We start from the raw sequence: 14,317 nt of genomic DNA on the forward strand, positions 1-14,317 counted from the left end.
GCTATAAAACTCCCAAAAAGGGAGTCGATCATGCTGACGTTCTACTTCGCCCCGGGCACCTGTGCACTTGCAAGCCTTATCGCTCTGGAGGAAGCGGGTCTTACCTATGAAGCAAGGAAGATCAGTTTCAAGGATAATGAGCAGCGCTCGCCGGAATACCTGCAGATCAATCCGAAGGGCCGGGTTCCGGCGCTCGCGACGGATCGCGGCGTTCTGACCGAGAGCCCGGCGATCCTCGCCTATATCGCACAGATCGCACCCGCCGCAGGGCTCGCACCGGGCGACCCGTTCGAATTCGCCCGGCTGCAGGCGTTCAACAACTACATCTGTTCCACCGTTCATGTGAACCACGCGCATGGCCGCCGCGGCAGCCGCTGGGCGGACGATCCGGCCGCCCACGAAGCCATGAAGACCAAGGTGCCGCAGACGATGACGGAATGCTTCGAACTGATCGAGGCGAAGCTGTTCGCAGGACCTTGGGTCATGGGCGAGCAGTATTCGGTGGCCGACCCCTATCTCTTTACGATGACGGGCTGGCTGCGCGGTGACGGTGTCGATCCGATGCGCTTCCCTAAAGCAACGGCCCATTACGCCAGCATGATGGAACGCCCGGCGGTGCAGCGGGCGCTGACGATCGAAAAGGCCTGACGGGGTTCCTCAGCGCTGGAGATGTTCTCCCGCTGATATTGCCTGCAACGCCGTCATTCCTGTGCTTGTCACAGGAATCCAGCCACGGCGCATCCGCGCCGTGAATGACTCTCCCGCGGCGTCAAATGAGTCTCCTGCGCCATAGACATGGCGCGCGACTGGCTTCCTGTGACAAGCACAGGAATGAGGGAGAGCGGGGTCCGGCAGTCCACAACCCCTTGCGCCCTGTTTGCGGAAAGAACCCCCGGAAATCACGCGCATCTCGGCAGTGACTGGCCCTCGTTCCGCGTCGGCTTCGGCGCGGGATAAATCGAGGGCAGGTCGGCGAGCTGCCTCAGCGACATTGCGGCGATTTCCGGATGCGACAGCGGATCTTGATTCTCCAAGGGCCTTGGGCCAGGCGGCTCACTCAAGAAAAACTTTAGCAATGACATGGCAATGCCTCGCTCGATTTCTGGTCGGGAATCCGAATTGCACCAACGCCTCCGTCTCGCCGGTGCTGGAACTCCGATTAACGTTCATGGTCTCAATATCGGACCGCTCAACCATGTTTTCAATTGAGATTACCGGTGATCCGCTATAGAAAAGCTATATGCGAAATCTGAACTCCGTGCATTTGAACGGGCTGCGAGCGCTGGAGGCGGTCGGGCGTCTCGGCTCGTTGCAGCTTGCCGCCGAGGAACTTGGCGTCTCGATCGGCGCCGTCAGCCAGCAGGTCATCAAGGCGGAAGGGCAGCTTGACCGGGTGATCTTCGAGCGAACGCCGAAAGGCATGGTCGTGACGGAAGCCGGTGCGCCGGTGCTGGCCGCATTGACCGACGGCCTGACCCGCATGTCGGAGGCCGTGTCGATCGCCCAGCGCAGGGACGACACGACCCTGACGATCTCCGTCGCCCCTGTCTTTGCCGCCCGATGGCTCGTCTGGCGGCTCGATCGCTTCGCCGCGCATTTCCCGGACATTCAGCTGCGCTTGGAAGCGACGACGAACCTCGTCAATCCCTCGACCTCCGATGTCGATATCGGCATTCGCGTCGGGGCGGGGCAGTGGCCGGGCGTCAGGGCCGAGCTGCTCCTTGCGCAGGAAGTGTTTCCGGTCTGCGCGCCGCAGATGGCGCAGGACCTGAAGGAGCCTGCGGACCTCTTGAAGCTGCCGGCGGTCATCGATGGTCGCGCCATGTTCAACTGGGACGTCTGGATGCGCGAGGCAGGCCTCCAAGGCGCGACGCTCGCAACGCGCCACGTCTTCAACGACGCCTCGCTCTGTCTCGACGCGGCCATCGCCGGGCAGGGCGTCATGCTCGCCTGGCAGACCCTCGCAGATTATTCGCTGCAGGCCGGCCAGCTCGCCGCTCCCTTCGGCATCCGCGCCAAGACCGGCTTCGGCCACTATTTCATCACCGCCGAGGGCGCGCGCGAGCCGAAGAAGGTGAGAGATTTCAAGGCTTGGATTCGCGAGGAGATGGCCGGGACGCTGAAGCTCTTTTCATGAGGAGCACAAGGGTTGGTGCGTTCAACACTCCATTGGCTTTGCTTGGCTCCTATGGCAAAGCTGTCGAGCAACCACACACGCAGAGGATGAGATTCCACAGTGCCTATCGGCGTTGCCCACGCAGAACTGATCGCCGTCCTTGCCGCTGTCACCAATGACGATCCACGCGTCATGACGGTCGGCACCGGCGACGCCCTGCCTTCCGGTTCCTTCGAGATGGGCCACCGCACGCTGCAGAGCGGCCTGCGGGAATGGGTCCAGGAGCAGACGGCCCATCCCGTCGGCTATCTTGAGCAGCTCTATACCTTTGCCGACCGCGACCGGCAGAACGAGATCTTGGGCGGGCGAACGATCTCGATCAGCTATCTGGGGCTGGTGCGGGAGCATCCGGCGCCGGGCTGGCATAGCTGGTACGAATATTTTCCGTGGGAGGACCACCGCAAAGGCAAGCCGCCGGTTTTCGATGCGCTCGTCGAGCGGCTGCGGTGCTGGGAAACGACGGATGCCGCCCGGCAGGAGCGCCGCAGGCGCCGGATCGCCTTTACTTTCGGGCTGGAGGGCGCGGTGTGGAACGAGGATCTCGCCCTGCAGCGCTACGAGCTTTTGTATGAGGCCGGTCTGGTGGCGGAGGCGGGCGCGACGGCTGCCGAAAACCCGGGGCGCCGGATGTTTGCCGATCATAGGCGGATTCTTGCGACCGGCATCGCCCGGCTTCGGGCGAAGATCAAGTATCGCCCGGTGGTCTTCGAGTTGATGCCGGAGAGCTTCACCCTGCTGCAGCTTCAGCGCAGCGTCGAGGCGCTGGCGGGGCTTACCCTCCACAAGCCGAATTTCCGCCGGTTGATCGATCAGCAGCAATTGATCGAGGAAACCGGCGAAATGGCCAGCGAAACCGGCGGCCGCCCGGCAAAGCTGTTCCGCTACCGGCATGCCGTTCTCGAAGAACGCGCTCTCTCCGGCTCGAAACTTCCACTCTCCCGCGGTTGACATAATCTCGAATTGAGAATAATAAGCTTTGTCCTATATATACTCATTTAGAGTATAAAGGAGATCGCCATGAATTCTGCCGTGTCCGCGTCCTCTCTCTACGACCGCGTCAGCCGCGTCATCCCCAAGGCCGAATGGCTGAGCTTCGAGGAGGATGTCGAAGCGATTCTCGATCTCAAGCGCCGCCGCAACGCGGTCATTCTCGCCCACAACTACCAGACGCCGGAGATTTTCCACGGTGTGGCCGATATCGTCGGCGACAGTCTTGCACTGGCGCGCAAGGCGATCGAGGTGGATGCGGAGGTCATCGTCCTTGCCGGCGTGCATTTCATGGCCGAGACGGCAAAACTCCTCAATCCTCAAAAGACGGTGCTCATCCCCGATATGGGCGCAGGCTGCTCGCTGGCTGATTCGATCACGCCGGAAGACGTCGCGCTGCTGCGGCAGGCGCATCCCGGCGTGCCTGTTATCACCTATGTGAACACTTCGGCGGCGGTGAAGGCCGCTTCGGACATCTGCTGCACCTCGGGCAACGCCAAGCAGGTGGTCGAATCGCTCGGCGTGCCGCGCGTGCTGATGATCCCGGACGAATATCTCGCCCGCAATGTTGCGAAGGAGACGGATGTCGAAATCATCGCTTGGCACGGCCATTGCGAAGTGCATGAGCTCTTCAATGCCGACGACGTTCGCCAGCTGAGGGAAAACTACCCCGGCGTCACCGTGCTCGCACATCCGGAATGTCCTCCGGATGTCGTCGCCGAAGCGGACTTCGCAGGTTCCACCGCCGTCATGTCCGATTATGTCGGGCAAAGGCGTCCCGCCCGTGTCGTACTCCTCACCGAATGTTCGATGAGCGACAACGTCGCCGTCCATCATCCGGACGTCGAGTTCATCCGGCCCTGCAATCTCTGCCCGCACATGAAGCTGATCACGCTTTCGAACATCCGTTCCGCGCTGGAAGAAAACCGCCACGAAGTCACGGTCGACCCCGCCGTTGCCGTTGCCGCACGCCGGGCGGTGGAAAGGATGCTGGCGATATGACCGAGATCCTGACCCATCTTGCCGGCCGTCCCGTCATTGTCGGCAGCGGCCTTGCCGGGCTGATGACGGCGCTGACCCTTGCGCCGCAGCCGGTCGTGCTCATCACCCGAGGGGCACTAGGCGCTGAGACCTCAAGTGCCTGGGCGCAGGGCGGCATCGCCGCAAGCATCGGTGCGGATGACAGCGCGGAGCTGCACCTTGCCGATACGCTTGCGGCCGGCGATGGCTTTTGCGATCCCGAAGTCGCCGCCGGTATCATCAGCGAAGCGCCGGCGGTGATCGCCGCGCTGGAGAAAGCCGGCGTCCGCTTCGACAGGAGTGCAGCAGGAGAGCTTTCGCTGGGCCTCGAGGCCGCCCATTGCCGCCCGCGCATCGTTCATGCCGAGGGCGACGGTTCGGGTGCTGCGATTGTTCGTGCACTGGCACAGGCTGTCTCCTCCACTTCGTCGGTCACCGTGCTGGCCGATTTCGAAGTCCGGCGTCTGCTTCTCGCCGACGGTGTGATCGGTGGCGTCCTCTGCGCATCGAAGGGAACGGCTTTCATCCTGCCGACGCCGCATGTCCTGCTGGCCACCGGCGGCGTGGGCGGCCTCTACGAGGCGACGACCAACCCGGTCGGTAACTTCGGGCAGGGCATTGCGCTTGCGGCGAGGGCAGGGGCCGAGCTGGCCGATATGGAATTCGTGCAGTTCCATCCGACGGCGCTCCGCTCGAAGCGCAGGCCGCTGGCGCTTGTCAGCGAGGCGGTGCGCGGCGAGGGGGCAGTCCTTCTCAACGAACGGGGTGAGCGCTTCATGGCGGATCAGCCTGCTGCGGAACTTGCGCCGCGCGATGTCGTGGCGCGGGCGATCAGCGCCGAAATCGCGCGCGGCGGCCGGGTGTTCCTCGATGCCCGCGAGGCGTTGGGCGATCGCTTCCCGATGCGCTTTCCGCTGATCGACGGGCTGTGCCGCGAAGCGGGGATCGATCCAGCGCGGCAGCTGATCCCGGTCGCACCGGCCGTGCACTATCACATGGGCGGCGTCACCACGGACGAGAGCGGCCGCAGTTCTGTCCCCGGCCTCTGGGTCGCGGGCGAAGCCGCATCGACCGGCCTGCACGGCGCCAACCGGCTGGCCAGCAACTCGCTGCTGGAAGCCGCGGTCATGGGCATGCGCGCCGCCAAAGACATAGCAGGCACGGCCGCATGCCTGCGCCCGACGGCGCTCGAACCGCTGCCACCGCAGCCCGACGCATCGCCTGTTCGCGGTATTGTTTCCGGACATCTCGGTGTCCTGCGCAACGGCGGCACGATTCACGGTGCGATCGGCGCCCTCCTGCCGCTTGTCGAGCAGGAGGGACCCGCAACCGACCCCGCAATCGTCGCCTTGCTGATTGCCGTCTTTGCGGCCCTGCGGACCGAATCACGCGGCGCCCATGCCCGAACCGACTTCCCGCTCAAGCTTGCGAACGCCAGACGCCGTCGGATGAGCCTGCCTCAGGTGCTGAATTTTGCGCAGGCCGTCCTATCCAATCCCCTTGCCAGGAGTGCCTAACATGACGCTTGTTTCCTTGCCGCGGCTGATGATCGAGCCGCTCGTCCGCAACGCCCTGCTTGAAGATCTCGGTCTTGCCGGCGACATCACCTCGGCCGCCGTCATCCCCGAAGACCATCGCTCGGCGGTCGTCATGGCGGCGCGCCAGCCGGGCGTGATCGCCGGTCTCGACGCTGCCGAGCTTGCGTTCCAGTTCGTCGATCCTGAGATCGTTTTGACGCGTCACGTCGGCGACGGCGCGGCCGTGAAGCCCGGTGAGGTCATCGCCGCGATCGAAGGTCCCTCACGCGGCATCCTGACCGGCGAGCGGACGGCCTTGAATTTCCTCGGCCACCTGTCCGGCATCGCGACGGTCACGGCGGGGATTGTCGCCGCCATCGCTGGCACGAAAGCTTCGGTCGCCTGCACGCGCAAGACGACGCCGGGATTGCGCATCCTCGAGAAATACGCCGTGCGCGCCGGTGGCGGCGTGAACCACCGGTTTGCGCTTTCCGATGCCGTTCTGATCAAGGACAATCACGTTGCTATTGCCGGCGGCGTTGCTGAGGCGATCCGCCGGGCCAAGGCGGGTGCCGGCCATATGGTGAAGATCGAGGTCGAGGTCGACACGCTAAAGCAGCTGCGCGAGGTGATGGAAGTCGGTGTCGATGCAGTGCTGCTCGACAACATGACCCCCGATGAGCTTCGCGAAGCGGTGGCGCTCGTCGCAGGCCGGGCGATCACCGAAGCCTCCGGGCGCGTGACGCCGCAGTCGGCAGGCGCAATCGCCGCGTCCGGCGTCGACCTCGTCTCGGTCGGCTGGCTGACGCATAGCGCGCCGACGCTCGACATCGGGCTCGATTGGAAATCCAACCAGTCGTGACGCGGGTGTTGGTCCGTCAGCCAGTTAGACCGGCTCTCAGGTTGTCGACAAAGGTCGTTGTTGGATGCCGACGCATTCTTTTGCGTCATGCCGGACCTGATCCGGCATCCAGCAGCGCGATGTCCATCGCGCGAAAGAGTCTATTGCGATCAATGACTTGATCGCGCTGGATCCCGGCTCAAGGCCGGGATGACGACGGTGAGTACAGCACCGTCGATCGCAAAAATCCGGTCAGCAAAGAGTTTGTCAGCAGTCTGCGAGCCAGTTAGACCGGCTCTTTCGAGCGCGTCGCCTGCATGGCGAGGTAGCCCGGGCGGGACTGGCAGCGCTTCAGCCAGGCATCGACCTTCGGATGCGCGTCGAAGAGCGCCTGTTCCGTCTGGCTGTAGCGCAGCACTTCCGCCACGTTGAGATCGGCGACGGTGAAGCGACCGCCGACGATCCAGTCCCTCTCGGTGAGATGCTTTTCCAGAACGGCGAGCGGCCGCTTCATGGAGCGGCAGGCGACGTCGATCGTCCCCTTGCCGGCCTCGGTGTTTTCGTGCTCGTTGTCGTAGGTGAGGACGATCTTCACTGTATGCGGCTCGACCTCCGCCAGCGCCCAGACGGTCCACATCGTCAGCAAACCGTCTTCCTCGACGGTTTGAGCGGAAAGCGGGCCGCCATGTTTGCGGGCGAGGTAGAGGTTGATCGCCAGCGACTCATGCATCACAAGCTCGCCGTCCTTGATCGAAGGGATCAGTCCCATCGGATTGACGGCGAGGAATTCCGGCGAGAGCGTGTTGATCGGCGCATCGGGAGCGAGTGGATTGGCAAGCCGCTTCGCCTGGATCACCGGCGCGGATTTGAACTCGATGCCCAGCTCCTCCGCCATCCAGTAGACGCGCGCGGCGCGAGAACGGTAAACCCCATAGATTGTCAGCATGTCTGATCCCCTTGTATCTGCTGCAAATTAAAGCGTTGGCGAGCGAGGCGGAAGCGGCTCAACCTTATGTATCAATGAAAGGTTTTGATGCGTCTCAGCCGGTCCTGTTCTGCTCGATCGTCAGCTGCGGATATCGGTCGCTGCCCGCCTTTGTGAGATCTCCGGACACCTTCTTGTCCCATTCGAAACCGAAGATCGCGCCCTCGCTCATCTCCTGAAAGATGTTGCCGGTGATCACCGCCGTGCCCGCGCCGTCTGCCACAGACACCGCGCAGCCGACAGCGGACTTTCGCACGACGTTTCCGGTAACGGCGAGATTGCGCAGATAGGGTCCCCAGCCGAGTTGCATCGCCCAGAGTGGCGCGCCTTCGATGATATTGCCGGAGATGACCGTATCGGCCTCCGCGGCGATGCCGGTGCCGAAGCCGACTTCGTGCTTATAAGGGCCGGCCAGCGTCAGGTTCCGCACGATGTTGCCGCTGACGGCCGCAAGCCTTCCGCCTTCGTTGAAATTGGCGATGGAGATACCGTTCGCCGCACCGTCGACGAGGTTGCTGGAAACGATGGCGCCCTGAAAATTGAATTCCACATAGATCGCCGTCTCGCCGGAGCGCAGGCATTGATTGCCGGTGATCTGCACGTTGTCGCCGGAATTGGCGCGGACGGCGGTAAAGGCGCAGTCGGAAATATGGTTGTTGGCGATAATCACCCCGCCGGCGCGGAAAATATTGATGCCGTTGCCGTTCTGCCCCGTGCCGCCGTCATCCGCCCGGATGCGGGTAACACGGTTGCCGGAGATCACAGTGCCGTCTTCGCCCTTCTCCCAGCGATGCACGAGAATGCCGCCATTGCCGCATTCGGTCACCGTGTTTCCGGTGATCGACAGTCCGGTGGAATTGACCGCAAAGACGCCCGCCTGCGCCGCCCCTGAAAGGCGGCTGCGCTCGATCCGCCCGCCGCAGCGCTCCAGGCGCAAGCCGTGTTTGCTGCTTCCTCGAATCTCACAATTGTCGATCTGCAGGTCGTCCACACCGGTCAACTGGACAAGCCCGCCGTTTTCCTCCTCGGCCATGCCGCCGTTGCTCTCGATGACGATGCCGGAAAGCTCGATCCGCCGCGCGCCATCTGCCGAATTGAGGCTGCCGCGATGCAAAATCCGCGAGGCGCCGGGAACGCCGCTGATGCGGCAATTACCCGGCAGCACGAGGTTCGCGGCCTGATAGGTCCCGGCGGGAAGATAGAGCGGCGTATCCCTCCGCGCCGCCTCGTCGATCATCGCCTGCAGCCCGTTCTTGGCCACCCCCGAAGCATCCAGCGCGCCGCGCAGCGCCGGCGGCTTCGATGCCGCAAAGGCACGACCGGCCACCGGCATGGCAAGCGCCGTGCCGAGAAAGCCGAGTATGTTGCGACGCAGATGCATCCGAGGACCGTCCGAAAGCAGTGAATGTCAGTTCGGATCTCTGTTTTTGCACAAAATCCTTGCCGCGAAGTAAGCTGCCTTTTCAGTATTGAAACAACCCGTGACATTCCCCGGGGACAGCGATCAGACGCAAACGGCAAAGGGCCACTGGCGGTCCGCCCGTTTCTCGCTATCTTTTCGCTCATGATGAGACCCGATGCTCTGCTTTACCCGGCCCCCGAGGGGCTTTATTGCCCGGAGGGCGGATTTTATGTCGATCCGGTGCGGCCGGTGGATCGGGCTCTGGTCACCCACGGCCATTCCGACCATGCCCGCTCCGGCCACCGGCATGTTCTCGCCACGCGCCAGACGCTTGACATCATGCGCCTGCGCTATGGCGACGATTTCGCAGGCAGCGAGCAGGCCGCGAGCTTCGGCGAAGAGCTGGATTTGAACGGCGTCAAGGTGAGCTTCCATCCGGCCGGCCATGTTCTCGGCTCCGCGCAGATCGCCATCGAGAAGAACGGCACCCGCATTGTCGTCTCCGGCGATTACAAGCGCCGCCCGGACCCGACCTGCGCCGCCTATGTGCCGGTCCCCTGCGACGTCTTCATCACCGAAGCGACCTTCGGGCTTCCGGTCTTCCACCATCCCGACCCGATGGACGAGACCGGCAAGGTGCTGGCCTCGCTGCGTCAGTTTCCGGAGCGCACGCATCTGATCGGCGCCTATGCGCTCGGCAAGGCGCAGCGTGTTATCCGTCTGCTGCGCGATGCCGGTTACAGCGAGCCGATCTATATCCATGGCGCGATGGAGCGGCTCTGCGACTATTATCAGGGGCAGGGCATCGATCTTGGCGATCTGCAGCCGGCAACGATCGAGAGCCGCGATAAAGCCGCCTTCCGGGGCACGGTCGTCGTCGGGCCGTCCTCCGCCTTTGCCGATCGCTGGGCGCGCCGTTTCAACGATCCGCTTCCCGCCTTCGCCTCCGGTTGGATGATGGTGCGCCAGCGCGCCAAGCAGCAAGGCGTCGAACTGCCGCTGGTGATCTCCGACCATTGCGACTGGCCGGAACTCACCGAGACGATCAAGGAACTCGGCGCCGCCGAAGTCTGGGTCACCCATGGCCGCGAGGAGGCGCTCGTGCGCTGGTGCGAACTGCAGGGCATCAAGGCCAAGCCGCTTCATCTGGTGGGCTACGAAGATGAGGGGGATTGACGCGTGATTGCTGCGGTGGGTTTCCTCTTCTCCCCAGCGGGGAGAAGATGTCCGTTAGGAGAGATGAGGGGGGTGAGCGACGGAAGGAGCGAACAACCGCCTTATTCGCAAAGCCTTTGTATGACGCGCCGACCCCCTCATCCGACCCTTCGGGCCACCTTCTCCCCGCTGGGGAGAAGAAAAGACGGAGCGCTCCTATGAAAGCCTTCGCCGACCTACTCGACCGTCTCGTTCTCACCCCCAGCCGCAACGGCAAGCTGAAGCTGCTGGCCGACTATTTTCGCGATACGCCGGACCCGGACCGGGGCTATGGCCTTGCCGCCATCGCCGGCACACTGGTGGTGCGCGACGTCAAGCCCGCCATGCTCCGCGATCTGACGCTCGAGCGTCTGGACGAGGTGCTGTTCCGCTATTCCTACGATTATGTCGGTGATCTCGCCGAAACGATCTCGCTCGTCTGGGACAACGAGAAGGACATCGACCGTTCCGCGCTCGCCCAGCCGCGCCTCGGCGAAGTCGTCACCCGGATGAATTCCCTCGGCCGCACCGAAGTCAGAGGCTTCGTCCGCGAGACGATGGACCGGCTGGATCCGTCGGGGCGCTTCGCCTTCATCAAGCTCGCAACCGGCGCCATGCGCATCGGCGTCTCGGCACGGCTTGCCAAGCAGGCGCTGGCTGATCTCGGCAGCAAGGACGTGACCGAGATCGAAACGCTCTGGCACGGCCTCGAACCGCCCTACGAGTCGCTGTTCGAATGGCTGGAGGGCAGGGGTGGCAAGCCCATCCTGGCGACGCCGGCGATCTTCCACTCCGTCATGCTCGCCCATCCGGTGGAGGAGAACGATCTGGCCAACCTCGACCCGGCGGACTATGCCGCCGAATGGAAATGGGACGGCATCCGTGTGCAGCTTTCGCGCTCGGGCGAAACGCGCAAGATCTATTCCCGCTCCGGCGACGACATTTCCGGCGCCTTCCCGGACATCCTGGAATCGATCAGCTTCAACGGTGTGCTCGACGGCGAATTGCTGGTCGGCGGCACGTCGCGCTCGAACAGCCCGACGAGAACCTTTTCCGACCTTCAGCAACGCTTGAACCGCAAGACGGTGACTGCCAAAATGCTCGAGGAGTATCCCGCCTTCATCCGGGCGTATGATTTGCTTTTCGACGGCGACGAGGACGTGCGCGGCAACACTTATCTCGATCGTCGCGACCGTCTTTCGGAAATCATCGAACAGGCCCCGCACGATCGCTTCGATCTCTCTTCGCTCGTTGCCTTTTCGACATGGGATGAGTTGGACGATCTGCGCGAATCGCCGCCCGATCCGGTGATCGAGGGGGTGATGATCAAGCGAAAGGACAGTATCTATCAGGCCGGCCGCGTGAAGGGCCCGTGGTTCAAGTGGAAACGCAATCCCTACAACGTCGACGCCGTCTTGATGTATGCCCAGCGCGGCCACGGCAAGCGCTCGAGCTACTATTCCGATTTCACTTTCGGTGTCTGGACCGAAATGCCGGATGGCGAGCAGCTGGTGCCGGTCGGCAAGGCCTATTTCGGCTTTACCGACCAGGAGTTGGAGGTGCTCGACAAGTTCGTCCGCAACAACACGACGGAGCGCTTCGGTCCGGTTCGCGCCCTGCGGGCCGACAGGGAGTTCGGTTTCGTCGTCGAAGTCGCCTTCGAGGGAATCAATCGCTCCACCCGGCACAAATCCGGCGTAGCGATGCGCTTTCCGCGCATCTCCCGGCTGCGTCCCGACAAGCCGTCCTACGAGGCCGACCGGCTCGAAACACTGGTCGCGATGATCGACAACGGCCGCGGCAGAGCCCCTCCTGCGCAACAGTGACGCAGAATCCCGCTTTCAACGCAATGTGTATTGGCCGTCATCGAGTTCCGGTGCAGACATTCGAAGCCGGGTCTATTCGTGGTGAGCCATGTTCTTTGATGATCGAAATGACTTCTTCCGCCAACGCCGCGCCGTACTCGCCGGGATCGCGGGCACCCTCCTGCTGCCCGGCATCGCCTCCGCCTTCGAGGTTCCGGATCAGCCACGCCTGATCAAGCATGACTATGCCAAGGTCCGCCACCGCTTCCGCACGAAGCTGCTTCGGAAGGGGCCAGCGCCGGACAAATACGAGCCATTGGTCGCACCGCCGGGTGGCGAGCAGATATTCTACCGCTCGGGCGCCGGCGGCGAACTCGAGCTTGCTGCCTGGGTCAGCAAATACAAGCGCAAGCGTCATGCAATGCCGGGCGTGCTTTTCCTCCATGGCGGCAACGCCATGGGCATAGGCCACTGGCAGCTCATCAAGCCATACATGGATGCGGGTTTCGTCGTGCTCATGCCTTCCGTCCGCGGTGAAAATGGCCAGATGGGCAATTTTTCCGGTTTTTACGATGAGGTGGACGACGTGCTGGCGGCCGCCGACCGGCTTGCGCATCTTCCCGGTGTCGATCCGAACCGGCTTTTCGTCGCGGGCCATAGCGTTGGAGGCACGCTCACCATGCTGGCCGCCATGAGCACCCACCGATTCCGTGCCGCTGCCCCGATGTCCGGCAATCCTGACGCGTTCCGTTTCTTCAATCGGTACCCGCAGGACATCCGTTTCGACGATACCAACAAGCACGAGTTCGAGGTTCGCTCGGCGCTCTGCTACGCGCAGAGTTTCAAATGCCCGGTCCGCGTCACGCACGCGACCGAGGAGGACCATTTCATCGACCGTACCAGCCTGCTCGTCAGCCGCGCCGGTGGTGCCGGCATTCACATCGACGCCGCTACGGCCGCCGGCAACCATAATTCGGCGCTGCCCGAGCAGATCGCACAGAGCATTCCCTTTTTCCATGGCGTGGCCTCATAGGCGCGCCTTCAATTTTTGGGCCGATGCACTATACTAGGGTGCATCATGGCGCGAGTGCCAGACGAGATCATCCCGAACGATTACCCCCAGCTGAAATCGCTTCTGCTGGATCGCGAGCCGACGTGCCCCCTTCCGGCAAAGGAAGCCTTTGCGCTCTACGAGCGCAACTGGCGCTTTGTCGACGTGAGAAAGCTGACCGAAGACGAGACGGAGCTCGTTCGCGAGTTGACGGCGGTGTACGGCCACGGCGTCGTGCTAGTTTAGTGATTTCGCCCCATTGATCCCTTGAAGCGACCCGGTGAAGCTTCGGGGCCGACACCAGCTTCACGCCAGCCGCAAGTGCCATATCTGCCCGCGGATATCGCTCAGCTGAGCCTGGATAAAAGGGTGGATTTATGGATTTCTCGCGCCGGGTGCTCCCCTTTGCCGGCCTTGCCCTGGCGGCCGCGTGCCTCAGCGGCTGCAATATTCTCATTCCGGATACCGGCGCAACTGATCCTGACCGTTTCGTGCAGGAGACATCGCCTGTCTTCTATCAGCCGCCGGGTGTCGACCCCAGGCGCGTCAGGGCGCTGGATGCGCCAGTACCGCAGAGGCGCGAGGTCCCGCCGCCGACGCTGTACAATCAGACCTACGGCCTTCCTGCCGCCAACTACAGTCGAACCTACGGTCTGCCGGTCACCGATCCGCTGAGTGCGTCGTCCGCGTACGGCGAGGTTCAGGATGGTGACTTCGTTCTGCCGACCATCCCGGTCAGCCGGATCAATCCTGAATATCTCCGACAGGAGGTCGATTACCCGACGCAGGAAAAGCCGGGTACGATCATCGTCGATACGAAGAGCAAGCATCTCTATTTCATCGAGCCCGGCGGCAAGGCGATGCGCTACGGCGTCGGGCTTGGCCGCGAAGGCTACGCATGGTCCGGCCGCGGTGTCATTCAATGGAAGCAGAAGTGGCCGCGCTGGACGCCGCCTGCCGAAATGGTGTCGCGTCAGCCGGATATCCGTCCCTTCTCGGCCGAGAACGGCGGCATGAATCCGGGCCTCGGAAATCCGCTTGGTGCCCGCGCCATGTATATCTTCAAGGATGGCCAGGATACGCTCTATCGCGTTCACGGCACTCCGGACTGGCAGTCGATCGGCAAGGCCGTTTCGTCCGGCTGCGTGCGCATGCTGAACCAGGATGTCGTCGACCTTTACAATCGCGTTCCGGCCAAGGCCGAGATCGTAGTGATGTAGCCGCGCCACAGGGCGGACGATATCGTCTGCCTGCGCGGGGACACGACTTCGTGAGGCTATGGCTTATTTACCGTCGGTGAATAGATTTTATGAGATGTCACCGGCGTTGAATGAACCAA

Annotated in this window: 13 protein-coding genes; 11 read left to right on the forward strand and 2 right to left on the reverse strand. The window is 63.0% G+C overall.

Annotation, left to right across the window (positions count from 1 at the left end):
* Positions 1-30: 30 nt before the first annotated feature.
* The 6 genes from ACPYOJ_RS19030 (at position 31) to nadC (ending at position 6,562) form a co-directional block, all read left to right on the forward strand.
* Complete coding sequence (locus tag ACPYOJ_RS19030; RefSeq protein WP_481417646.1) at positions 31-648, forward strand: glutathione S-transferase family protein; 618 nt, start codon at positions 31-33, stop codon at positions 646-648.
* Between the two features lie 592 nt (positions 649-1,240).
* Positions 1,241-2,137 carry a LysR substrate-binding domain-containing protein gene (locus ACPYOJ_RS19035; RefSeq protein WP_481417647.1) on the forward strand — a complete coding sequence of 299 codons (897 nt, stop codon included), beginning with the start codon at positions 1,241-1,243 and terminating at the stop codon, positions 2,135-2,137.
* 99 nt (positions 2,138-2,236) lie between these two features.
* Positions 2,237-3,124: an NUDIX hydrolase gene (locus ACPYOJ_RS19040; protein ID WP_481417648.1), complete on the forward strand. Its 888-nt coding sequence runs from the start codon at positions 2,237-2,239 to the stop codon at positions 3,122-3,124.
* A gap of 69 nt (positions 3,125-3,193) precedes the next feature.
* Positions 3,194-4,165: a quinolinate synthase NadA gene (gene nadA, locus ACPYOJ_RS19045; protein WP_481417649.1), complete on the forward strand. Its 972-nt coding sequence runs from the start codon at positions 3,194-3,196 to the stop codon at positions 4,163-4,165.
* On the forward strand, positions 4,162-5,700 hold the full coding sequence (locus tag ACPYOJ_RS19050; protein WP_481417650.1) for an L-aspartate oxidase: 1,539 nt from the start codon (positions 4,162-4,164) through the stop codon (positions 5,698-5,700). The genes nadA and ACPYOJ_RS19050 overlap by 4 nt, the downstream gene beginning before the upstream one ends.
* A gap of 1 nt (position 5,701) precedes the next feature.
* On the forward strand, positions 5,702-6,562 hold the full coding sequence (nadC, locus tag ACPYOJ_RS19055; RefSeq protein WP_481417651.1) for a carboxylating nicotinate-nucleotide diphosphorylase: 861 nt from the start codon (positions 5,702-5,704) through the stop codon (positions 6,560-6,562).
* Between the two features lie 265 nt (positions 6,563-6,827).
* On the opposite strand, the gene ACPYOJ_RS19060 is transcribed toward nadC, so the two are convergent.
* Positions 6,828-7,487, reverse strand: a complete 660-nt coding sequence (locus ACPYOJ_RS19060) for a glutathione S-transferase family protein (RefSeq protein WP_481417652.1) — start codon at positions 7,485-7,487, stop codon at positions 6,828-6,830.
* Positions 7,488-7,581: 94 nt separating this feature from the next.
* Positions 7,582-8,907 carry a TIGR03808 family TAT-translocated repetitive protein gene (locus tag ACPYOJ_RS19065; RefSeq protein WP_481417653.1) on the reverse strand — a complete coding sequence of 442 codons (1,326 nt, stop codon included), beginning with the start codon at positions 8,905-8,907 and terminating at the stop codon, positions 7,582-7,584.
* 186 nt (positions 8,908-9,093) lie between these two features.
* Here ACPYOJ_RS19065 and ACPYOJ_RS19070 point away from each other — a divergent pair, with 186 nt between their 5' ends.
* From ACPYOJ_RS19070 to ACPYOJ_RS19090, 5 genes are all read left to right on the forward strand, one after another.
* On the forward strand, positions 9,094-10,104 hold the full coding sequence (locus ACPYOJ_RS19070; protein WP_481417667.1) for a ligase-associated DNA damage response exonuclease: 1,011 nt from the start codon (positions 9,094-9,096) through the stop codon (positions 10,102-10,104).
* Between the two features lie 197 nt (positions 10,105-10,301).
* Positions 10,302-11,948, forward strand: coding sequence for a cisplatin damage response ATP-dependent DNA ligase (locus ACPYOJ_RS19075; protein WP_481417654.1), 1,647 nt, complete (start codon positions 10,302-10,304; stop codon positions 11,946-11,948).
* Between the two features lie 88 nt (positions 11,949-12,036).
* Positions 12,037-12,960 (forward strand): alpha/beta hydrolase family protein, encoded by a 924-nt coding sequence (locus tag ACPYOJ_RS19080; protein WP_168828709.1) that lies wholly within the window; start codon positions 12,037-12,039, stop codon positions 12,958-12,960.
* Positions 12,961-13,005: 45 nt separating this feature from the next.
* Entirely contained in the window at positions 13,006-13,224 is a 219-nt protein-coding gene (locus tag ACPYOJ_RS19085; protein ID WP_168828710.1) for a hypothetical protein, read from the forward strand.
* A 131-nt stretch (positions 13,225-13,355) separates the two neighbouring features.
* Positions 13,356-14,198: a L,D-transpeptidase gene (locus tag ACPYOJ_RS19090; RefSeq protein WP_481417655.1), complete on the forward strand. Its 843-nt coding sequence runs from the start codon at positions 13,356-13,358 to the stop codon at positions 14,196-14,198.
* Positions 14,199-14,317 lie beyond the last annotated feature (119 nt).

The organism is Rhizobium sp. SVR5-9E (genome assembly GCF_056755095.1).